We start from the raw sequence: 21,563 nt of genomic DNA, 5'->3' as shown, positions 1-21,563 counted from the left end.
TGACGCGCCTTCACAACTCGAACTCATGCGCCGCTCTTCGAACTCCGAGCCGGGGCCAGTCGCGCAAGGTCCGCGCAACGACTGGCAGACCATCCGCTCGCTGCTGCCTTATCTGACCACCTATAAATGGCGCGTCGTGTTCGCGCTGACGTGCCTGATCGGCGCCAAAGTCGCCAATCTGGGCGTGCCGATCGTGATGAAGCGCATCGTCGATAGCCTGGCGTCCGTGCAACATCTCACCGCGCTCGGCCGCGCCAACGATGCGCCCGGCATCGTGCTGATCGGCGGTATCGGACTGCTGGTGGTCGCGTATGCCGGCGTTCGGCTCTCGACTTCACTCTTCACGGAACTGCGCGAACTGCTCTTTGCAAAGGTGACGGAGAGCGCGGTTCGGCAGCTCGCGCTGAGAGTGTTTCGTCACTTGCATTCGCTGTCGCTGCGTTTCCATCTGGAGCGGCAAACGGGCGGCATGTCGCGCGATATCGAACGCGGCACGCGCGGCATTCAGCAACTCGTGTCGTACTCGCTGTACAGCATCTTGCCGACGCTGGTCGAAGTCGGTCTGGTGCTCGCGTTCTTCGTGACGAAATACGAAGCGTATTATGCGATCGTTACGCTCGTCGCGTTGTGCCTGTATATCGGCTTCACGGTGAAGGTGACGGAGTGGCGCACGCATTACCGGCGCACGATGAACGAGCTGGATTCGAAGGCCAACTCGCGCGCAATCGATTCGCTGCTCAACTACGAGACCGTGAAGTACTTCGGCAACGAGGCATGGGAAACGCGCCGTTACGACGAGAATCTGCAGCGCTATCGCGCGGCGGCGATCAAGTCGCAGCGTTCGCTTTCGATGCTCAACTTCGGGCAGCAGGCGATTATCGGGACCGGGCTCGTATTCATTCTCTGGCGCGCGACGCAGGGCGTGATGGCCGGGCGGCTCACGCTCGGCGATCTCGTGCTGATCAACACGTTCATGCTGCAGCTCTATATCCCGCTGAACTTTCTCGGCGTGGTGTATCGCGAACTGAAGCAGGCGCTGACCGACATGGACCGCATGTTCACCCTGCTCGGCGCGGGCCGCGAAGTGCCCGATGCGCCGAATGCGGCGCCGCTCGATGTAACCGGTGGCGAGGTGCGTTTCGAGCGCGTGAGCTTCGCGTACGAAGCGGCGCGGCCCATTCTGCACGAGGTCGATTTCACGATCGCGGCGGGTACGACGACCGCTGTCGTCGGACATAGCGGATCGGGGAAATCGACGCTCGGGCGGCTCTTGTTCCGCTTCTACGATCTGGATCGCGAGACGGGCGGGCGCATCGTGATCGACGGGCAGGATATTCGCGATGTCACGCAGGATTCGCTGCGGGCGTCCATCGGCATCGTGCCGCAGGACACGGTGCTCTTCAACGATTCCATCTACTACAACATCGCTTATGGACGGCCATCCGCGAGCCGTGACGAAGTGATCGCGGCGGCGCGGGCGGCGCATATCCACGACTTCATCGAAGGGCTGCCAGCGGGCTACGAGACGGCGGTCGGCGAGCGCGGGCTGAAGCTGTCGGGCGGCGAGAAGCAGCGCGTGGCGATCGCGCGGACGCTGCTCAAGAATCCGCCGATCCTGATCTTCGACGAAGCCACGTCGGCGCTGGATTCGAAGTCCGAGCGCGCGATTCAGCGCGAACTCGATTCGATCGCACGCGAGCGGACGACGCTGATCATCGCGCATCGCTTGTCCACGGTCGTGCATGCGCAGCAGATCATCGTGATGGATCACGGACGCGTGGTGGAGCGCGGCACGCACGCGGAGTTGCTGCGGGCAGACGGCTTGTTCGCGCAGATGTGGGCGTTGCAGCAGCAGAGGGCAGCGGAGCCGGTCGTCGAGCAGGGGGATGCGGCGCGGGTTGACATCGGATAATAAGCGCGCAGTCGCGAATCCAGCGCGGCTGCGCGAAGCTGTTATAGTCGCTGCCCGTTAGTTAGGCATGCGGAACGATGACGCACGAGCGCGCCGCTTCGCCACACGAATCTGCGAGGAAAGAATGGGAAGTCTCAGCATCTGGCACTGGCTTATCGTTATCGGCATTGGCTTCCTGGCCTGCTATCCGTATGTGCGGATTATTCAGCGCACCGGGCATTCCGGCTGGTGGCTGCTCGCAGGACTGATTCCGGTGCTCAACCTCATCATGCTGTGGGTCTTCGCCTTCGCCCGCTGGCCGGCAATCGACGGTGATCGCCGGCCTTGAGCGTCGCGCATCACTCCATCGCGTGCGCGCCGTTGAGCGAAACTGCATCACGCTCTTGCGCCGACAGCGCCGACCAGCGCAGCCATTGTCCGCGCACCATGAATAGCGCACCGAACGCACACGTGGCCAGCACGCCGAACGTCGCGAAGCCCATCTGATAGCTGCCGGTGCTTTCCTTTGCGATACCCATGATCACCGGCAGATAGAAGCCGCCGATACCGCCCGCCGCCCCGACGATCCCCGACAACAAGCCCGTCTTGCCCTTCCAGCGATGCGGCACCAGCTGAAAAGTCGAGCCGTTGCCGAGCCCGAACGCGAGATACAGGCACACGAGCAACGCGAGGCCGCCGGTCACGGGCGGCATCCAGATCGCGAATGCGAAGTCGGCGGCGGCGATGACCGCCAGCAGCACGAGCAGCGCGCGCACGCCGGTCACGCGATCGGCCACATAGCCGCCGAACGGCCGCACGATTGCGCCTAGAAACGCGAGCAGCGACATGAAGAGCCCCGCTTCGAGCTTCGGCATCTGATAGAGCGACGTCAAAAGCAGCGTCACATACGAAGACATGCCGACGAAGCCGCCGAACGTGATGCTGTAGATCAGCATGATGACCCACGTATCGCGCTCGCCCAGCACCGAACGATATCGGCGCGGCAACACGGCGATCGCGATCAGCGCGCCGATTACCGGCAGCAGCAGAACGCCCGCGCGGCCCGCGCCGAACACGCCGCCGTGTACCGCGAGCACGAGCACGACGAGGCTTGCCAGCGTCACCGCGAAGCTGGCGAGCGCGCGCATCGTGCTGCCGGTTTTCTCGCCGGCGTCCGACGCCCACGCATACAGCGCGACGGCCGTGATCGCGAGCAGCGGCAGTGCGGCGGCGGTCGAGAGCTTCCAGCCGAAGGCATCGGCTAGATGAGGAAACAGGAAACCGTCGAGCACCGCGCCGATATTGCCCGCCGCGGCGAGCCCGAGCACGAGTCCCTGCACCTTCGGCGGATAGTTGCTGCCGGCCATCGGCAACGCGACGGCGAAGCTCGCGCCGCCCATTCCGAGGAACACGCCAAGCACCAGCAGCAGCGCATACGACGGCACGCCGGGCACGAGCGGCAGAACGATGCACGGTATCGACGAAAGCAGCACGCCCATCAGCGCGACGCGGCGGCCATCGGTCGATTGATAGAGATTGCCGAGCGTCACGCGCAGGATCGCGGCGGCGAGCACCGGCACCGCGACGAGAAAGCCCTGCTGCGCGGGGGACATCGTCACGTCGCGGCCGATGAACGGTGCAAGCGGCCCGTACAGCACCCAGACGGTGAAGCCCGTATCGAAGTAGAGAAAGCAGGCGAGCAGCGAGCGCCAGTTGCCGCTCTTGAGCGACACGATCAGATTGGACATTGCGTGTTCCGGTGGAAGCGAAGTGCGCGCTTGAGAGATGCCTTCGCGGCGGCGCGAATTTTTGCAAGCATCATGCCAATCGGATGCACGTTTTCACGGATGACGTCACGCAAGTCCTGGCTTGTGTTTGCGGCCGGACATGAGCTTGGCGACGCCGCACCGTGCGCGTGCCCGGTGCCTGCCGATGGTGCGCTGCGGCTTGTCTGCGCCATCGAATGAAGCGCCCGCGGCCGCTAAAATGCCGCATAAGCACATCAAGGCGCGACCCAGCATGGAACTGAAATGGCTAGAAGACTTCGTCTCGCTCGCGGAGACGCGCAGCTTTAGCCGCTCGGCCGAGCTTCGGCACATCACGCAGCCCGCATTCTCGCGGCGCATTCAGGCGCTCGAAGCGTGGCTCGGCACCGAACTGATCGATCGTTCCGTTTATCCGACGCGGCTCACGCAAGCCGGACAAGTCTTCTACGAGCAGGCGCTCGCGATGCTCTCGCAGTTCCACGAAGCGCGCACGCTCTTGCGCGGACAGGGCGGCGCGCCGGCGGCGACCATCGAGTTTGCGGTGCCGCATACCTTATCGCTCACGTACTTTCCACGCTGGCTGCAGCATATCGAGGCGCGGCTCGGACGCATCCGCACGCGGCTGCGCGCGCTCAACGTGCACGACGCGGTGTTGTCGCTCGTCGAAGGCGGCTGCGATCTCGTGATGGGTTATCACCATCCGAGTCATCCCGTCGCGCTCGATCCCGCACGCTACGACATGCTCACGCTCGGCGTGGAACCGATCAGCCCGTTCTCCGCCGCGAACAAGGCAGGCCGCGCGCGCTACACGCTGCCCGCCACCGCCGATGCGCCCGTGCCGTATCTGTCGTACACGCCGAACGCGTATCTCGGGCGCATGACGGAAGTGATCATCGCGACCGCGCCGGCGCGTCTTCATCTCGACAAGGTCTATGAAACCGACATGGCCGAGGGCCTCAAGGCGATGGCGCTTGCGGGCCACGGCATCGCCTTCCTTCCGCATAGCGCGGTGGAAGATGCCGTCGATGAAGGACGGCTCATCCGGCTCGACCGGGGAACGCGCGGAACCCCCGCCGGCCAGTTCACGCTGACGATGGAAATCCGCCTATATCGCGACAAGTTCGCCTCGCAAGGCGACGAACCTCGCCAGGCGCTGATGCGCGCGCTATGGGATGCAGTCGGTGAAGAATTGCTGAAGGCATCGGCGGAAACGCCCGCTGCGTAAGCTTTTTAGAGGTTATGCACAAAATGCATGATGGGATAAGGAAACGGCATTGGATTTGGAAACGCCGTTTTTCGACAATGCATGCATTCCACAACCGCTGGAGCATCAATGTCCTCCCCGAAGCAAGACCAGTCCATCCCCTCGTATCTGCATGCCGACGATCTCGGCCCCTGGGGTAATTATCTGCGGCAGGTCGATCGCGTAGCGCCTTATCTCGGTTCCCTCTCTCGCTGGCTCGAAACGCTCAAGCGCCCGAAGCGCATTTTGATCGTCGATTGCCCGATCGAACTCGATAACGGCACGGTCGCGCACTTCGAGGGGTATCGCGTGCAGCACAACACGTCGCGCGGTCCGGGCAAGGGCGGCGTGCGTTATCACCAGGACGTGACGCTTTCCGAAGTGATGGCGCTGTCTGCGTGGATGTCGGTGAAGAACGCGGCGGTCAACGTTCCATACGGCGGCGCGAAGGGCGGTATCCGCGTCGATCCGCGCACGCTGTCGCGCGGCGAACTCGAGCGCGTGACGCGCCGTTATACGAGCGAGATTGGCATCATCATCGGGCCGAACACCGACATTCCCGCGCCGGACGTCAACACGAACGAGCAGATCATGGCGTGGATGATGGACACCTACTCCATGAACCAGGGGCAGACGGCGACGGGCGTCGTCACCGGCAAGCCAATTTCGCTCGGCGGTTCGCTCGGCCGCAAGGAAGCGACGGGCCGCGGCGTGTTCGTCGTCGGCACGGAAGCGGCGCGTCGTGTCGGTCTGGAGATCGAAGGCGCTCGTATCGCGGTGCAGGGTTTCGGTAACGTCGGCGGCATTGCGGCGCGTCTGTTCCAGGAGGCGGGCGCTCGCGTCATCGCCGTGCAGGATCACACCGGCACGCTGTTCAACTCGAAGGGCATGGATACCGTCGCGCTCGCTGCGCACGTCGCGGAAACCGGCGGCGTCGGCGGCTTCAAGGGTGCGGATCCGGTCTCGCGCGACGAGTTCTGGACCATCGAAAGCGACATCCTGATCCCGGCCGCCCTCGAAGGGCAGATCACCGAGGAGAATGCGCCGAAGATCAAGACGAAGATCATCGTCGAAGGCGCGAACGGCCCGACGACCACCGCCGCTGACGACATCCTGCACGACAAGGGCGTGCTCGTCATTCCGGACGTGGTCGCCAACGCAGGCGGCGTGACCGTCTCGTACTTCGAATGGGTGCAGGACTTCTCCAGCTTCTTCTGGACCGAAGACGAAATCAACCTGCGTCTCGAGCGCGTCATGCGCGAAGCGTTCGCAGCGGTGTGGCAGGTTGCAAGTGAACAACAGGTATCGGTACGTACGGCGGCGTTTATCGTCGCGTGTACGCGCATCCTGATGGCGCGCGAAATGCGCGGCCTGTACCCCTGATCGGCGGGCATCGCGTGCGGCGGAGCATCCGTTGCAATCGCGGCGCGGCGCGGCCTGTGGGCCGCGTGACCGGTCGTGAAAACGAGCTTTGAATCGAGCGGGAGGCATTCTCACGAATGCCTCCCGCTTTTTCATTTTTTTCGCGTAATATGCGCGCCTACATGCAGTTGCGCCGAGTTGCACCCAACCGTCTCGTAAATCAGACGACTAGCGGTTAACAATCATTCTTTCAGAATAATTACCCTGCTAAACTTGGCCCGTTTTTCGCCACAGGAGATCGAACAAATGAAACTTAAAAAGGCTGCGCTGCTCGTCGCTGCGCTTGGTATGTTCGCCACGGGCGCTTATGCGCAGGACGCAGGCACGCTGAAGAAAATCAAGGACACGGGCGTGATTTCGCTGGGGCATCGCGAATCGTCCATTCCGTTCTCGTACTATGACGACAAGCAAAACGTCGTGGGCTATTCGCACGAGTTCGCGCTGAAGGTCGTAGAAGCGGTCAAGCAGAAGCTGAACCAGCCGAACCTGAAGGTGAAGCTCACGCCGATCACCTCGCAGAACCGTATTCCGCTCGTGCAGAACGGCACGGTGGACATCGAGTGCGGCTCGACCACGAACAACGCCGAGCGTCAGCAGCAAGTGTCCTTCTCGAACACGATCTTCGTGATCGGCACGCGCCTGATGACCAAGAAGGACTCCGGCGTGAAGGACTGGGCGGACCTGAAGGGCAAGACGGTCGTGACGACCGCCGGCACGACGTCCGAGCGCCTGCTTCGCAAGATGAATCAGGACAAGAACATGGGCATGAACATCATCAGCGCGAAGGATCACGGCGAGTCGTTCCTGACGCTGTCGACCGGCCGCGCGGTCGCGTTCATGATGGACGACGCACTGCTCGCCGGCGAGCGCGCGAAGTCGAACAATCCGAACGATTTCGTGATCGTCGGCGCGCCGCAATCGCATGAAGCGTACGGCTGCATGATTCGCAAGAACGACCCCGAGTTCAAGAAGGTGGTGGACGACGCGATCGCGAAGGTCGAAACGTCCGGCGAAGCCGACAAGATCTACAAGAAGTGGTTCGAAAGCCCGATTCCGCCGAAGAACCTCAACCTGAACTTCCCGGAAAGCGACGACATGAAGGCTCTGTACAAGAGCCCGAACGACAAGGCGATCGACTAACCGGTTCGGCTAGCGGAACGAACGAAACGGAAGGAGCCTTGCTTCTTCCGTTTCTTTTTGGAGTATGTCCATGTCTTATCACTGGAACTGGGGCATCCTGCTGAGTCCGGTTTCCACCGGCGAGCCCACTACCTACCTGGGCTGGCTGATATCCGGCTTCTGGGTGACGATTACCGTGTCGCTGGCGGCCTGGGTGATCGCGCTGGTGGTCGGTTCGTTGTTCGGCATCTTGCGCACGGTCCCGAATCGCACGCTGGCGGGCATCGGCACCGTCTACGTCGCGATTTTCCGCAACGTCCCGCTGATCGTACAGTTCTTCATCTGGTATCTCGTGATACCGGAGTTGCTGCCGGCATCCATCGGCAACTGGTTCAAACAACTGCCGCCCTCCGCGCAGTTCTTTTCGTCGTCGATCATCTGTCTCGGGCTTTTCACCGGCGCGCGCGTCTGCGAGCAGGTGCGCTCGGGCATCAACGCGCTGCCGCGCGGACAGCGCAACGCGGGCCTCGCGATGGGCTTCACGGAATGGCAGACGTATCGGTATGTGCTGATGCCGGTGGCTTACCGCATCATCGTGCCGCCGCTCACGTCGGAATTCCTGAACGTCTTCAAGAACTCGGCGGTGGCGTCGACCATCGGTCTGCTCGACTTGTCCGCGCAGGCGCGGCAGCTCGTCGACTACACGGCGCAGACGTATGAATCGTTCATCGCGGTGACGCTCGCTTACATGCTCATCAACCTCATCGTGATGCTGTTGATGCGCTGGGTCGAAGCGAAGACGCGGCTGCCTGGCTACATCGGAGGCAAGTAATGCATCAGTTCAACTGGAGTGGTATTCCGGGCGCGCTGCCGACGCTGTGGACCGGCGCCGTCATCACGTTCCAGATCACGGTGCTGGCGATCGTCGTCGGCATCCTGCTCGGGACGGTCATCGCGCTGTTCCGCCTGTCGGGCGTCAAGCCGCTGCAATGGTTCGCGGGCGCTTACGTCACGCTGTTCCGCTCGATTCCGCTCGTGATGGTGCTGCTGTGGTTCTTCCTGATCGTGCCGCAACTGCTGCAGAACGTGCTCGGGCTGTCGGCGGATATCGACATTCGCCTTGCATCGGCGATGGTCGCGTTCTCGCTCTTCGAAGCCGCGTACTATTCGGAAATCATTCGTGCCGGCATTCAGGCGGTGCCGCGCGGGCAGGTGAATGCGGCGTTCGCGCTCGGCATGAACTATGGCCTGGCGATGAAGCTCGTCGTGCTGCCGCAGGCGTTCCGCGCGATGGTGCCGCTGTTGCTCACGCAGGCGATCGTGCTGTTCCAGGATACATCGCTCGTCTACGTGATCAGTCTCGCGGACTTCTTCCGCACGGCGACGAACATCGGTGACCGTGACGGCACGACCGTCGAAATGGTCCTGTTCGCCGGGGCGTGTTATTTCGTGATTTGCGTGCTGGCGTCGGCCCTCGTCAAAAGTCTTCAGAAAAAGGTCGCAAGATGATCTCCATCAAAAACGTTTCCAAGTGGTACGGGCAGTTTCAGGTGTTGACCGACTGCACGACCGAAGTCAAGAAGGGCGAGGTCGTCGTGGTGTGCGGCCCGTCGGGTTCGGGCAAGTCGACGCTCATCAAGACCGTGAACGGACTCGAGCCGTTCCAGAAGGGCGATATCACGATCAACGGCCAGTCGCTGACGGACAAGAAGACGAACTTGTCGAAGCTGCGCTCGAAGGTCGGCATGGTGTTCCAGCACTTCGAGCTGTTCCCGCATCTGTCCATCGTGCAGAACCTGACGCTCGCGCAGATCAAGGTGCTCGGCCGCTCGAACGACGAAGCCACGCAGAAGGGTCTGAAGCTGCTCGACCGCGTGGGCCTGCGCGCGCACGCGGACAAGTATCCGGGGCAGTTGTCGGGCGGTCAGCAGCAGCGCGTGGCGATTGCGCGCGCGTTGTCGATGGACCCCATCGCGATGCTCTTCGACGAACCGACGTCCGCGCTCGATCCCGAGATGATCAACGAGGTGCTCGACGTGATGGTCGAACTCGCGCAGGAAGGCATGACCATGATGTGCGTGACGCACGAGATGGGCTTCGCCAAGAAGGTGGCGCATCGCGTGATCTTCATGGACAAGGGCTTGATCGTGGAGGACGACCAGAAGGAAGCGTTCTTCGCGAATCCGAAGTCGGACCGGGCGAAGGACTTTCTGGCGAAGATTCTGCACTGAGCGTTGTGCGGCTTCGGCAGAAAAAAGGGCGGCGCGTTCGAAAGGACGCGCCGCTTTTTTATTCGATGCCGAGTTCCGATTCCACCGCCGAAGTCGTCCGCATCTCTTCGATCTTCAACGCCGAGCCGACGCATGCCTTGGCGAGCGGTTCCGCAGCTTTCTTCGCCACGGCCTCAGGCACCGGGATATTGACCGTCCGTGCGAGCGCGCCTTTCTGGAACATCGCGAGGTCGCCGGGCGCGAAGCGCGTCCAGACTTCGTTGTCCGTCAGCGGCGAAGTGGCGATGACCGCCACGCGGTCTTCGGGCGTCGTGTATTTTGCGAAGTCGATCGACATGTCCGCGTCGATCAGATGCGCCGTCGAGAACGGCCAGCTCCGCACCAGGTAGTAGAGATGCGTCGAACAGTGCGAGAACAGCGCCTGCCCGTTGGACATCAGGAAATTGAAGACGCCGTATTGCGTGATGTCGCGCGTGAGCGTGGCGAGCGCATCGAAGAGTTCGTCGAGCGGCGGCTGCGAGTTTGGAAACGCACGGCGCAAGCCCTGCAGCAGCGCGCAGAAAGCGAGTTCGCTGTCCGTCGTGCCGACCGGCTGATACACGCCCGTCAGTTCCGGCGCGTGGCCGTTGAGATCGCCGTTGTGCGCGAAGATCCAGTGCCGCCCCCACAGTTCACGCAGGAACGGGTGGCAGTTCTCGAGCAGGATATGCCCCTGCGTCGCCTTGCGAATATGCGCGATCGTGTTCTTCGACTTGATCGGATAGCGCTTCACCATCTCGGCGAGCGGCGAACTCGCGGACGACTGATGATCGATGAAAAGCCTGCACGCCTTGTCCTCGAAGAACGCGATGCCCCAGCCGTCGCCGTGATGGTCCGTCACTCCGCCGCGCGCCGCGAAGCCGGTGAACGAGAACGTCACGTCGGTCGGTTCGGCGCAATTCATTCCGAGAAGTTGGCACATTTGCTTCAGGCAGACGGGCTAGGGCCGTTAGGCCGGTTGTTACAATACGTCCGACAAGCATATCACCCGAGCCCATTGTCGAAAAAATCGAACCGCCACGCGCCGGCCGCGCGTTGTGCGTTTTCCACGGCGATTTTTTCCGGCTCGCGCCGCTCACGGTGCATCGTTTCGGCGCATCCTGCTTGCGGTCCGCTCATCTCCTTCAACGTCTTCGCCGTCATCACGCCATGTCCGCCACTTCTGTTTCGCCCGACACGACCGCTTCGACCACGACACCCGCATCGCTCACGCTCGCGCGCCCCGATGACTGGCACCTGCACGTGCGCGACGGCGCGACGCTCGCCGCCGTTCTGCCGCACACCGCGCGCCAGTTCGGCCGCGCGATCATCATGCCGAACCTGAAGCCGCCCGTCACGACGACGGACATGGCCGCCGCGTACCGTGAGCGCATCCTGGCGGCGCTGCCGAAGGACGGCGCGGCGGCGCGCTTCGAGCCGCTGATGACGCTGTATCTGACCGACAAAACGCCGCCCGAGGAGATTCATCGGGCGCGCGAAAGCGGCTTCGTGCATGGCGTGAAGCTGTATCCGGCGGGCGCGACGACCAATTCCGACGCGGGCGTGACCGATCTCGCCAAGTGCGCGAAAACGCTCGAAGCGATGCAGGCAAGCGGCATGCCGCTGCTCATCCACGGTGAAGTGACGGACGGCGATATCGACGTGTTTGATCGCGAGAAGGTGTTCATCGACCGCGTGATGACGCCGCTGCGCCGCGATTTCCCGGAGTTGAAGGTCGTCTTCGAGCACATCACGACGAAGGACGCCGCCGACTACGTGCGCGACGCGCAAGGGCCCATCGGCGCGACGATCACCGCGCATCACCTGCTGTTCAACCGGAACGCGATGCTGGTCGGCGGCATCCGCCCGCACTATTTCTGCTTGCCGGTGATCAAGCGCGAGACGCATCGCGTGGCGCTGGTTGAGGCGGCGACGTCGGGCAATTCGCGCTTTTTCCTCGGCACGGACAGCGCGCCGCATCCAAAGGGACTGAAGGAGCACGCGTGCGGCTGCGCCGGTTGCTATACGGCGCTGCATGCGCTAGAGCTTTACGCCGAAGCCTTCGACAAGGCCGGCGCGATCGACAAGCTCGAAGGCTTCGCGAGTTTTCACGGCGCGGACTTCTACGGGCTGCCGCGCAGCGCGGAGACAGTGACGCTGGAGCGCGCTTCGTGGACGTTGCCGGCCGAATTCAATGCCGGCGACACGCGGATCGTGCCGTTGCGCGGCGGGGAGACCATCGGCTGGCGGTTCGTCGACGCGAAGTGAGCGACGGTGGCGTTTCATTCGATCGACTGGACGCGCCCGTGGCTTGCGACGCTCGCAGAGCGCGGCAGGCGCTGGCAGTCCGCCGCGCTCGATGGCTACGCCAGCTACCTCGCTGAACTCAACGGCGACGCGACGCAAGCCGCGCTCGTCACCGGCCGCGGCAAGCCGCTCGCCTTCATCGCGCAGGAAGAACTGCCGCCGGGCGCGTCGTATGAAGGGTATATCGCGGAAACGGGCCGCGTGCCGACGCGCCACAATCTGCACGACTTCTTCAACGCGCTGATGTGGTTTGCGTATCCGCGCACGAAGGCGGCGCTGAATACGCGCCAGGCCGATCAGATCGACGCGCTCGGCGTCGGCCCGACGCGCGGCGGCGTGCGCGACGCGCTCACGCTCTTCGACGAGAACGCCGTTCTTTTCCCATGCGCCGACCCCCGACTCGCCGATGCGCTGCGACGCTTCGACTGGCGCACGCTGTTCATCGACGAGCGAGCGTCATGGGGCACGCGATGCGAGGCGCGCCTCTTCGGTCACGCGCTGCTGGAGAAGCTCGTCGCGCCGTACAAGGCGTGCACGGGGCACGCGTGGATCGTCGACGTTCCGCCGGAATACTTCGCCGCCGACGAATCCACCGCCCGCGCGATGCTCGACGAAAGCGTGTCGATGAGCCTGCTCGCGCGCCCGATCGACAGCCGCGCGTTCGCGCCGCTCCCGGTTCTCGGCGTGCCCGGCTGGTGGCCCGCGAACGAATCGCCCGAGTTCTACGGCGACGCAACCGTCTTTCGTCCGGGACGCCGCACGCGCATCCAGTGCTAAAATCGACTCCACAAAGCAGGCCAGGCAGCCGCGGCCTCGGCGCTTTCGAGCGTCGAGGGCGAGGAAAGTCCGGACTCCACAGGGCAGGGTGATGGCTAACGGCCATCCGTGGCAACACGCGGAACAGGGCAACAGAAAGCAAACCGCCGATGGCTTCGGGCGCAAGTCCGAAGATCAGGTAAGGGTGAAACGGTGCGGTAAGAGCGCACCGCGGACGTCGCGAGACGTTCCGGCACGGTAACCTCCACCCGGAGCAATTCCAAATAGGCAGGCGCGCATCCTAGCGATGCAGGACGGGGCCCCCGTTTCGTCTGCGGGTAGGAAGCTTGAGCGCGTCAGCAATGGCGCGCCTAGAGGAATGGCTGCCACGCGCGATCGTCTTCGGGCGGCGCGTGCACAGAATCCGGCTTATCGGCCTGCTTTGTCGTTATTCAAAGAAAAGCCGGCGTCATATTCGTGACGCCGGCTTTTTTCTTCGATGCAATCCGCTCAGCGTTCGACGATATCGAACGAATGCGTCAGTTCCGCCGTCTTCGCGAGCATGATCGACGCCGAGCAATACTTGTCGTGCGACAGGTTGATCGCGCGCTCGACCGTCGCCGGGTTCAGGTTCTTGCCCGTCACCGTGAAATGAAAATGGATCTTGGTGAACACCTTCGGGTCTTCGCTCGCGCGGTCGGCCTTCAGCGTCACCGAGCAGCCCTCGATCTCCTGGCGGCTTTTCTTCAGGATCATCACGACGTCATAGGCGGTGCAGCCGCCCGTTCCAAGCAGCACCATTTCCATCGGGCGCGGTGCGAGGTTGCGGCCGCCGCCTTCGGGTGCTCCGTCCATCGCGACGAGGTGACCGCTACCGGTTTCGGCGGCGAAAGCCATGCCGTCCTGTCCCATCCAGCTCACTTTGCATTCCATGCTCAGGCTCCCGCCGCTTGACACGTTTTTCAGAGGTTCGATTGTAGCGGGTCATGCGTTTGGCGGCTTCGCGCAATCACGGGTTGACGGCGTCGGAAAGCCAGACGCCATTCGCTGTGTTCCAATTAATCCCTGTTCCGAATTGGGCTTCTGCAGTACGCCACGGCAAACAAAGCCGCTCAACTCGTTGATTCTTCGAAGAGAGCGGCAAAGTTCGCCATTTCACATTGTGAGTTGACGTTCCATGATGCAAATTTCCTTGCCTCTGCGCACGAGCGTGCCTATACTCGGTCTCATTGGTTGTCGCAGTTCGACGAATCTACCGTGTCTCCTCCACCTCCTCCTTGGTGGATTGAACCCGAGCCCTCAGACGCTCGGGTTTTTTTTCGTCCTTCGCGCCTCAAGCGCGGCCGCTTCACCGCCGAATCGGCCAACTCTTTGACTCGTCGCGTCTTTTCCCGATATAATTCAAAGTTCTCTTCGCCACACGCCCGCGGAGAGAGGCCTGGGAGAGCCTGCACGCGCCGTCGAGCGCACCTATAAGCAGGACCGAACAAGGCAAGAGCAAAAGGGCAAATTAATTTTTGGATCGATCATGAAGACGTTTTCCGCAAAAGCCGAAGAGGTGACGCGCGAATGGTACGTGATTGACGCGACGGATAAGGTTCTCGGCCGTGTCGCCAGCGAAGTGGCACGCCGTCTTCGCGGCAAGCACAAGCCTGAATTTACTCCGCACGTCGACACTGGTGATTTCATCATCATCATCAACGCCGGCAAGCTGAAGGTCACGGGCAACAAGACCACGGACAAGAAGTACTATCGTCACTCGGGCTACCCGGGCGGCATCTATGAAACGACGTTCGGCAAGATGCAAGAGCGCTTCCCGGGCCGTGCGCTCGAGAAGGCAGTGAAGGGCATGCTGCCGAAGGGTCCGCTCGGCTACGCAATGATCAAGAAGCTGAAGGTCTACGCCGAAGCAACGCATCCGCATACGGCTCAACAGCCTAAAGCGCTCGAGATCTAAGGGGAGCCCACATGATCGGTAACTGGAACTACGGTACGGGCCGCCGCAAGAGCGCCGTCGCTCGTGTCTTCATCAAGTCGGGCAAGGGCGAGATCATCGTCAATGGCAAGCCCATCGCCGACTACTTCTCGCGTGAAACGTCGCTGATGATCGTGCGTCAACCGCTCGAACTCACGAACCACGCCACCACGTTCGACATCAAGGTCAACGTGAACGGCGGCGGCGAGACGGGTCAGGCAGGCGCAGTTCGCCACGGCATCACCCGCGCGCTGATGGACTACGACGCAACGCTGAAGTCGCAACTGTCGAACGCAGGCTTCGTCACCCGCGACGCGCGTGAAGTGGAACGTAAGAAGGTCGGTTTCCACAAGGCACGCCGCAGGAAGCAATTCTCGAAGCGTTAATCGCTTCGGCATCGCCTGGAGCCGGGACTTCCGGCTTCGAAGCGAAGCTGCCGCAAAAGCCGCCCGCACGCTACGTGCCGGCGGCTTTTTCTTTGGCGCGACGGGGCGGACGCGTCGATCTTGCATATAGCCTCTTGATTTCATGGGCATTCGGCACGATTTTGAGATCAGCCCTACAATGGTGGCTAGAAGCTACTTGGAGAATTCGCATGAGCGCTGTCAGCGACACCCCCACGACCGAAATGCCGATGCCCTTCGTCTTTACTGACGCGGCTGCGGAGAAGGTCAAGCAATTGATCGACGAAGAAGGCAATCCGGATCTGAAGCTGCGCGTGTTCGTGCAAGGCGGCGGATGCTCGGGTTTCCAATACGGCTTCACGTTCGACGAAGAGGTCAACGAAGACGACACCGTGATGGACAAGAGCGGCGTGCAGTTGCTCGTCGATTCGATGAGCTATCAGTATCTCGTCGGTGCGGAGATCGACTATAAGGACGATCTCAACGGCGCGCAGTTCGTGATCAAGAATCCGAACGCGACGACGACGTGCGGTTGCGGATCGTCGTTCTCGGTCTAATCGCTCATTCGGCGGTCAGCATGAAAAACGGAGCCTTCGGGCTCCGTTTTGCGTTTCCGGGCGCATGAACGCTCAATGCGGATAGATCGCCCCGAGCACGCGCTCGCCAGCCGCGCCCGTGACCGCGGCGAGATTCCCCGGCTCACGCGCGACGCAGCGCATCGCCAGCCACGCGAACGCGAACGCTTCGACCTGATGCGGCGGCACGCCGAGGGCGTCGGTGGTCATGACGGGGACGCCCGATGCGCCGGTTCGTTCGAGCGCCTGCTGCAGCATCTTCAGCAGCACCGGATTGCGTGCGCCGCCGCCGCACACATAGACCGCACGGGCATCGGCTGCATGGCGTTCGATCTCGCGTGCAACCGTCGTGGCCGTGAGCGCGGTGAGCGTCGCCTGAACATCGGCGGGAGAGAGGTTCGGAAACGCTGCGAGTTTTGCATCGAGCCACGCCGGGTTGAACAGGTCGCGCCCGGTGCTTTTCGGCGGCGCTTCTTCGAAGAACGGCTCGTCCAGCAGCGCGTTCAACAGCGGGCGATTGACCTCGCCGCTCGCCGCGAATTTGCCGCCATCGTCATACGCTTTCTGCAGATGCCGATGCGCCCACTCGTCGAGCAGCGCGTTAGCCGGGCCGCAGTCGAAGCCGCGCACCGCGCCGTTCGCCGCGAGAATCGTGATATTGCTGATGCCGCCCAGATTGCAGACGACGCGCGTCTCGTTCTTCGCACCGAAAACGGTCGCATGAAACGCCGGCACGAGCGGTGCGCCTTGCCCGCCGGCGGCGACGTCGCGGCTGCGGAAATCGGCGATGACGTCGATGTTCGTCATCTCCGCGAGCAGCGCCGGATTGTTGATCTGCCGCGTATACCCTTTCTCCGGCCGATGCCGCACCGTCTGCCCGTGCACGCCGATGGCGCGCACCTTCGACGCCGAAAAGCCGCTCACGCTCTGCAACTCGTGACAGCAGACCGCGTAACGCGTCGCGAGCGCGTTCCCGGCGAGCGCCTCGCGTTCGATCTCGTTGTCGCCGGGGGCCTGGAGCGAGAAGAGGGCGTCGCGCAGGCCTTGAGAAAACGAAACGTGCGCCTCGCCCAGCACGACCGGCGGCTTGCCCGTGGTGAATTGCACCGCGACGCCGTCGACGCCGTCCATGCTGGTGCCGGACATCAGACCGAAGTACACGCCGTCCGCCTTGCCGGTTTCGATCACTTCGGCTTTCTTCCCCACGTTGCTCTCCTCGTCGATGCGCGTCCGTCAAGCCGCGATTATCCGCGCAATGAGAGGCCGCGTTAAGACTCTTGCGCACGGCGCGCCGGCGATGCAAACGCCCGGAAACGGCACGAAGCGCAACGTCATCGCGTAAAATCCTGTGCCTGAACAAGCCTTTGCGCGCGATGTCATCGCCACAAGCCGCGTTCGACGCGCGCCAGGCATCGCATCCATTACACATCACAAGCCGCAAGCATGACCACTGACTCCAACGCTTCTTCCTCGCCCGCCGCGCAGGCGCTTCCGATCACCGACGAGGTGCGCGCGGCGCTCGCCATCGCCAAGCGTGGCTGCGACGAACTGCTGATCGAAGACGAGTTCGCGCAGAAGCTCGCGAGAAGCGCCGCGACGGGCAAGCCGCTGCGCATCAAGCTCGGCCTCGATCCGACCGCGCCGGACATCCACATCGGCCATACGGTCGTGCTGAACAAGATGCGCCAGTTGCAGGACCTGGGGCATCAGGTGATCTTCCTGATCGGCGATTTCACGTCCTTGATCGGCGATCCGTCCGGCCGCAACGCGACGCGCCCGCCGCTGACGCGCGAGCAGATCGAAACGAACGCGAAGACGTATTTCGAGCAGGCTGCGCTCGTGCTCGACCGCGAAAAGACCGAAATCCGCTACAACAGCGAATGGTCGATGCCGCTCGGCGCCGACGGCATGATCAAGCTGGCGTCGCGCTACACGGTCGCGCGCATTCTCGAACGCGAAGACTTCACCAAGCGTTTTCAGAGCGGCGTACCCATTTCGATCCACGAGTTCCTCTATCCGCTGATGCAGGGCTACGACTCCGTCGCGCTCAATGCGGACCTCGAACTGGGCGGCACGGACCAGAAGTTCAACCTGCTCGTCGGCCGCGAATTGCAGAAGCAATACGGCCAGGAACAGCAATGCATTCTGACGATGCCGCTGCTCGAAGGGCTGGATGGCGTCGACAAGATGTCGAAGTCGAAGAACAACTACGTCGGCATCAGCGAGAAGCCGACGGACATGTTCGGCAAGCTGATGAGCATTTCCGACGTGCTGATGTGGCGTTACTTCGAACTGCTGTCGTTCCGCAGCATGGACGAGATCGCGGGCTTCAGGCGGGAAGCGGAAGGCGGCCGCAATCCGCGCGATTTCAAGGTGATGCTCGCCCAGGAGATCGTCGCGCGCTTTCACTCCCCGGCGGACGCCGAGCGCGCGCTCGAGGACTTCAATCATCGCGCGAAGGGCGGCGTGCCGGACGATATTCCTTCGGTCACGCTCACGGGCGCGCCGCTCGCCATCGGCCAGTTGCTGAAGCAGGCGGGGCTGGTGCCGTCGACGAGCGAAGCGCTGCGCAATATCGAGCAGGGCGGCGTGAAGATCGACGGCGCGACCGTCTCCGACAAGGGCCTCAAGGTCGAGGCGGGCGAATTCATCGTGCAGGTCGGCAAGCGCCGCTTCGCCCGCGTTTCGCTTTCGGCATGATCGCCCTCATTCAGCGTGTGCGGCGCGCGGACGTGCGCGTCGGCGACCGTGTGACCGGCGCGATCGACGCCGGCCTGCTCGCGCTCGTCTGCGCCGAGCGCGGCGACAACGAAGCCGCCGCCGACAAGCTGCTCGCGAAGATGCTGGCGTATCGCGTCTTCAGCGACGCGGCGGGCAAGATGAACCTGCCGGTGCAGAACATCGACGGCGCGGGGCGTGCGGGCGGCGTGCTGCTGGTATCGCAATTCACGCTCGCCGCCGACACATCGAGCGGCTTGCGCCCGAGCTTCACGCCAGCCGCGCCTCCCGACGAAGGCAAGCGCCTCTTCGATTACTTCGTGCGCGAGGCGCGGGCGAAGCATCCGATCGTCGAGACGGGAGAATTCGGCGCCGACATGCAGGTGTCGCTCGTCAATGACGGCCCCGTCACGTTTTGGCTTCAGGTGCGTCCATGACGACTCAGGTCTTGTTCATCCGCCACGGCGAAACCGACTGGAACCGCATCAAGCGCATTCAGGGGCACATCGACATTCCGTTGTCCGCGCATGGCTTTCTGCAGGCCGAACAACTCGGCGAGCGTCTCGCGCACGAAGGCCGGCTCGATGCGGTCTATTCGAGCGATCTGCTTCGCGCCCAGCAGACGGCGCGGCCATTCGCCGATGCGCTCGGGCTTACCGTGCGGCTCGCGGAAGGCTTGCGCGAGCGTCAGTACGGCGCGTTCCAGGGCCACGACAGCGACGAGATCAACACGAAGTTTCCCGCCGAATACATCGAATGGCAGACGCGCGATCCGGGCTTTGCGCCGCCGGGCGGCGAATCGCAGCGCGTGTTTTATCACCGCGTGATTCATGCGATGGAACCGATCGTCGCCGCGCATCCGGGCGGGCGGATCGCATGCGTCGCGCATGGCGGCGTGCTCGATTGCATCTACCGGTTCGCGATGAAGCTGCCGCTGTCGGAGCCGCGCGGCTGGCCGCTGCTCAATTGCAGCGTGAATGTCGTCGATTACGAGGTGGATGGCGCGACGGTCGTATCGTGGGGCGATATCAGCCATCTGGCCACCGATACCGATGACGACAACCTGCGCAAACGCGCTTAGGTCGGCTTCGCCGCGGCTCTTACCCGCGCTCGCTTCGCAATCCCGTTGACGAGCGCCCAGCGCATGACGGGGGCCATTGCCCGCACGCCGGGACGCGCGATCAGGCGCCTCACCGGCGCAAGCGCGGACAGTCCGAGCATCTCCTGCGCCCAGCCGGGCAGCAGATCCACGCCTGCACTGAACACGAGCTTGCTCGCCGGCTTCATCGCAATGCTCGGCGTCGGCGCGTCCTTCAACGCGCGAATGACTTCCTGCGTGCGATCGCCGGCTTGCAGTTCGGGGCGCATGGCGGTCAGATACGCTTCGATCTGCGCGCGCGTGACCGGCACATTGCGTGCGCCGAGCATTCGCGCGATCGTCGCGGTTTCATCGAAGTAACGGTCCTGATCGGCCTCGGATAGCGCGGGATTCACGTAGCGCAGATAGCCAGCGAGAAAGCTCGACACTTCCGCGACGTGCACCCAGGTCAGCAAATCGGGATCGTTCGCGCGATACGGCCGGCCATCCGGCGCAATGCCCGTGACGCCAAGATGAATCGTCCTCACCCGTTCGATGAGCGCGAGCGCGTCAGCGCGATTGCCGAACGTCGTTCCCGCGACGAACGTCGCCGTGCGGCGCAGGCGGCCGAGGATATCCGTGCGAAATGTCGAGTGGTCCCACACGCCCGCCAGCGCCAGCGGATGCAGCGTCTGAAGCAGGAGCGCGCTGATGCCGCCTGCCATCATCGACGTGAAATCGGCGTGGACTTTCCAGCAGACGGCGTCCGGCCCGAAAAGCCCGGGATCGCCGGGCGGCGACGAGTAATCGAGCCTGGGACCGCCGCCGGTCGTCAGACTCGTGACGCCGCGCGCAATCGACGACCGCACGCGCGTAATCAGCGTCGCCTGATCGGACATGCGCTAACCGTTGCTCGCGTCCCAGAGGTCGCGAATCGGTCCGGCATCGGGCGCGGCAATGCCGAAGTGGCGGTAGGCGAGCAGGGTCGCGACGCGTCCGCGCGGCGTACGCTGCAAATAACCTTGCTGGATCAGATACGGTTCGAGCACGTCCTCGATGGTGTCGCGCTCTTCGCCGATCGCCGCCGCGAGATTGTCGACGCCGACGGGGCCGCCATCGAACTTGTGCAGGATGGCTTCGAGCAGCTTGCGGTCCATCAGGTCGAAGCCGACGGGATCGACGTCGAGCATTTTCAGCGCGGCATCCGCGACTTCGCCGGTGATGTTGCCGTCCGCCTTCACTTCCGCATAATCGCGCACGCGCCGCAGCAGGCGGTTGGCGATACGCGGCGTGCCGCGCGAGCGCCGCGCAATCTCGAGTGCGCCCTCGGGCACGATGTCCGCCTTCAGCAGCGACGCCGAACGCGACACGATGCGCGCCAGTTCACTCGCGTTATAGAACTCGAGCCGCGACACGATGCCGAAGCGATCGCGCAGCGGATTCGTCAGCATGCCCGCGCGCGTCGTGGCCCCGACCAGCGTGAAAGGCTGCAAGTCGAGCTTCACGCTGCGCGCGGCCGGTCCTTCGCCGATCATGATGTCGATCTGATAATCCTCGAGCGCCGGGTACAAGATTTCTTCGACGACCGGCGACAGCCGATGAATCTCGTCGATGAAGAGTACGTCGTTGGCTTCGAGGTTGGTCAGCAGCGCGGCGAGGTCCCCCGCGCGTTCGAGCACCGGTCCCGACGTCTGCCGCAGATTGACGCCCATTTCCCGCGCGATGATGTGCGCGAGCGTTGTCTTGCCGAGCCCGGGCGGGCCGAACAGCAACACGTGATCGAGCGCTTCCGAGCGGCGCTTGGCCGCTTCGATGAAGATTTCGAGCTGGCCGCGAACCTTTTCCTGACCGACGTATTCGTCGAGCTGGCGCGGACGCAGCGCGCGTTCGAAGGCTTCTTCGTTCGGCGAGACGGGCGTGGCCGCGATGATGCGTTCGGCGGCGAGTTTGTCGGTTTCGATCATGGGTCGATTGTACAGCGTGCGTTTCTCGCGACGAGGCGCGAAGCGCGGCGCCGTCGGCTTCCTGCTAGCCGAATACTTCCAGTCCTTCCGGGAATG

General features: G+C 63.2%; 23 protein-coding genes and 1 other RNA gene. 17 read left to right on the top strand and 7 right to left on the bottom strand.

Annotation, left to right across the window (positions count from 1 at the left end; translation table 11 throughout):
• Positions 1 to 25: 25 nt before the first annotated feature.
• Positions 26 to 1,912: an ABCB family ABC transporter ATP-binding protein/permease gene (locus tag LDZ21_RS12095; RefSeq protein ID WP_035961713.1), complete on the top strand. Its 1,887-nt coding sequence runs from the start codon at positions 26 to 28 to the stop codon at positions 1,910 to 1,912.
• A 124-nt stretch (positions 1,913 to 2,036) separates the two neighbouring features.
• Positions 2,037 to 2,240 carry a hypothetical protein gene (locus tag LDZ21_RS12090; protein WP_244793525.1) on the top strand — a complete coding sequence of 68 codons (204 nt, stop codon included), beginning with the start codon at positions 2,037 to 2,039 and terminating at the stop codon, positions 2,238 to 2,240.
• Between the two features lie 10 nt (positions 2,241 to 2,250).
• Here the strand turns inward: LDZ21_RS12090 and LDZ21_RS12085 are convergent, their stop codons facing one another.
• Positions 2,251 to 3,639, bottom strand: coding sequence for an MFS transporter (locus tag LDZ21_RS12085; protein WP_244793524.1), 1,389 nt, complete (start codon positions 3,637 to 3,639; stop codon positions 2,251 to 2,253).
• Positions 3,640 to 3,910: 271 nt separating this feature from the next.
• On the opposite strand from LDZ21_RS12085, the gene LDZ21_RS12080 reads away from it, so the two are divergent.
• The 6 genes from LDZ21_RS12080 (at position 3,911) to LDZ21_RS12055 (ending at position 9,672) form a co-directional block, all read left to right on the top strand.
• Positions 3,911 to 4,882 (top strand): LysR substrate-binding domain-containing protein, encoded by a 972-nt coding sequence (locus LDZ21_RS12080; protein WP_244793523.1) that lies wholly within the window; start codon positions 3,911 to 3,913, stop codon positions 4,880 to 4,882.
• A 108-nt stretch (positions 4,883 to 4,990) separates the two neighbouring features.
• Entirely contained in the window at positions 4,991 to 6,283 is a 1,293-nt protein-coding gene (locus tag LDZ21_RS12075; RefSeq protein ID WP_035961710.1) for a Glu/Leu/Phe/Val family dehydrogenase, read from the top strand.
• A 285-nt stretch (positions 6,284 to 6,568) separates the two neighbouring features.
• Positions 6,569 to 7,462 (top strand): glutamate/aspartate ABC transporter substrate-binding protein, encoded by an 894-nt coding sequence (locus LDZ21_RS12070; protein WP_244793522.1) that lies wholly within the window; start codon positions 6,569 to 6,571, stop codon positions 7,460 to 7,462.
• Positions 7,463 to 7,532: 70 nt separating this feature from the next.
• The gene (locus LDZ21_RS12065) at positions 7,533 to 8,273 is read left to right on the top strand and encodes an amino acid ABC transporter permease (protein ID WP_244793521.1); all 741 of its coding nucleotides are present in this window, start codon (positions 7,533 to 7,535) and stop codon (positions 8,271 to 8,273) included.
• A complete protein-coding gene (gene gltK, locus LDZ21_RS12060; RefSeq protein ID WP_035961704.1) occupies positions 8,273 to 8,950 on the top strand; it encodes a glutamate/aspartate ABC transporter permease GltK in 678 nt (225 codons plus the stop codon). The genes LDZ21_RS12065 and gltK overlap by 1 nt, the downstream gene beginning before the upstream one ends.
• Entirely contained in the window at positions 8,947 to 9,672 is a 726-nt protein-coding gene (locus LDZ21_RS12055; RefSeq protein WP_035961703.1) for an amino acid ABC transporter ATP-binding protein, read from the top strand. Before gltK ends, LDZ21_RS12055 begins: the two co-directional genes overlap by 4 nt.
• 58 nt (positions 9,673 to 9,730) lie before the next feature.
• On the opposite strand, the gene LDZ21_RS12050 is transcribed toward LDZ21_RS12055, so the two are convergent.
• Both LDZ21_RS12050 and LDZ21_RS12045 read right to left on the bottom strand, forming a co-directional pair.
• Positions 9,731 to 10,633 (bottom strand): class II glutamine amidotransferase, encoded by a 903-nt coding sequence (locus LDZ21_RS12050; RefSeq protein ID WP_244793520.1) that lies wholly within the window; start codon positions 10,631 to 10,633, stop codon positions 9,731 to 9,733.
• 62 nt (positions 10,634 to 10,695) lie between these two features.
• The gene (locus LDZ21_RS12045) at positions 10,696 to 10,854 is read right to left on the bottom strand and encodes a hypothetical protein (RefSeq protein WP_244793519.1); all 159 of its coding nucleotides are present in this window, start codon (positions 10,852 to 10,854) and stop codon (positions 10,696 to 10,698) included.
• A 6-nt stretch (positions 10,855 to 10,860) separates the two neighbouring features.
• Between LDZ21_RS12045 and pyrC the strand changes: the two genes are divergently transcribed.
• The 3 genes from pyrC (at position 10,861) to rnpB (ending at position 13,201) form a co-directional block, all read left to right on the top strand.
• A complete protein-coding gene (gene pyrC / locus LDZ21_RS12040) occupies positions 10,861 to 11,958 on the top strand; it encodes a dihydroorotase (protein ID WP_244793518.1) in 1,098 nt (365 codons plus the stop codon).
• A gap of 6 nt (positions 11,959 to 11,964) precedes the next feature.
• Complete coding sequence (locus LDZ21_RS12035; protein WP_244793517.1) at positions 11,965 to 12,774, top strand: DUF3025 domain-containing protein; 810 nt, start codon at positions 11,965 to 11,967, stop codon at positions 12,772 to 12,774.
• A gap of 12 nt (positions 12,775 to 12,786) precedes the next feature.
• Positions 12,787 to 13,201: RNase P RNA component class A (gene rnpB, locus LDZ21_RS12030), an RNA gene on the top strand.
• Positions 13,202 to 13,263: 62 nt separating this feature from the next.
• On the opposite strand, the gene LDZ21_RS12025 is transcribed toward rnpB, so the two are convergent.
• Complete coding sequence (locus LDZ21_RS12025) at positions 13,264 to 13,686, bottom strand: OsmC family protein (RefSeq protein WP_035961697.1); 423 nt, start codon at positions 13,684 to 13,686, stop codon at positions 13,264 to 13,266.
• A gap of 595 nt (positions 13,687 to 14,281) precedes the next feature.
• On the opposite strand from LDZ21_RS12025, the gene rplM reads away from it, so the two are divergent.
• From rplM to erpA, 3 genes are all read left to right on the top strand, one after another.
• Positions 14,282 to 14,710, top strand: coding sequence for a 50S ribosomal protein L13 (gene rplM, locus LDZ21_RS12020; RefSeq protein WP_035961695.1), 429 nt, complete (start codon positions 14,282 to 14,284; stop codon positions 14,708 to 14,710).
• Between the two features lie 11 nt (positions 14,711 to 14,721).
• A complete protein-coding gene (rpsI, locus tag LDZ21_RS12015) occupies positions 14,722 to 15,114 on the top strand; it encodes a 30S ribosomal protein S9 (protein WP_008351569.1) in 393 nt (130 codons plus the stop codon).
• A gap of 209 nt (positions 15,115 to 15,323) precedes the next feature.
• Complete coding sequence (erpA, locus tag LDZ21_RS12010; protein ID WP_244793516.1) at positions 15,324 to 15,689, top strand: iron-sulfur cluster insertion protein ErpA; 366 nt, start codon at positions 15,324 to 15,326, stop codon at positions 15,687 to 15,689.
• A 72-nt stretch (positions 15,690 to 15,761) separates the two neighbouring features.
• Here erpA and LDZ21_RS12005 read toward each other — a convergent pair whose 3' ends face one another.
• Positions 15,762 to 16,853, bottom strand: coding sequence for an anhydro-N-acetylmuramic acid kinase (locus LDZ21_RS12005; RefSeq protein WP_244794837.1), 1,092 nt, complete (start codon positions 16,851 to 16,853; stop codon positions 15,762 to 15,764).
• A 297-nt stretch (positions 16,854 to 17,150) separates the two neighbouring features.
• Here LDZ21_RS12005 and tyrS point away from each other — a divergent pair, with 297 nt between their 5' ends.
• The 3 genes from tyrS to LDZ21_RS11990 are packed head-to-tail and all read left to right on the top strand — an operon-like array spanning position 17,151 to position 19,506.
• Entirely contained in the window at positions 17,151 to 18,407 is a 1,257-nt protein-coding gene (tyrS, locus tag LDZ21_RS12000) for a tyrosine--tRNA ligase (RefSeq protein WP_035961692.1), read from the top strand.
• Positions 18,404 to 18,862, top strand: coding sequence for a D-aminoacyl-tRNA deacylase (gene dtd / locus LDZ21_RS11995; protein WP_244793515.1), 459 nt, complete (start codon positions 18,404 to 18,406; stop codon positions 18,860 to 18,862). The genes tyrS and dtd overlap by 4 nt, the downstream gene beginning before the upstream one ends.
• Positions 18,859 to 19,506, top strand: coding sequence for a histidine phosphatase family protein (locus LDZ21_RS11990; protein WP_244793514.1), 648 nt, complete (start codon positions 18,859 to 18,861; stop codon positions 19,504 to 19,506). Before dtd ends, LDZ21_RS11990 begins: the two co-directional genes overlap by 4 nt.
• Here LDZ21_RS11990 and LDZ21_RS11985 read toward each other — a convergent pair.
• The gene (locus LDZ21_RS11985; RefSeq protein WP_244793513.1) at positions 19,503 to 20,402 is read right to left on the bottom strand and encodes an oxygenase MpaB family protein; all 900 of its coding nucleotides are present in this window, start codon (positions 20,400 to 20,402) and stop codon (positions 19,503 to 19,505) included. The two genes, LDZ21_RS11990 and LDZ21_RS11985, sit on opposite strands and share 4 nt — an antisense overlap.
• Before the next feature lie 3 nt (positions 20,403 to 20,405).
• Positions 20,406 to 21,467 carry a Holliday junction branch migration DNA helicase RuvB gene (gene ruvB / locus LDZ21_RS11980; RefSeq protein WP_035961686.1) on the bottom strand — a complete coding sequence of 354 codons (1,062 nt, stop codon included), beginning with the start codon at positions 21,465 to 21,467 and terminating at the stop codon, positions 20,406 to 20,408.
• Positions 21,468 to 21,563: the final 96 nt, after the last annotated feature.

This window comes from Caballeronia grimmiae (assembly GCF_022879615.1).
Classification (GTDB): Bacteria; Pseudomonadota; Gammaproteobacteria; order Burkholderiales; family Burkholderiaceae; genus Caballeronia; species Caballeronia grimmiae.
This window is presented reverse-complemented; position numbering and strand designations above follow the sequence as displayed.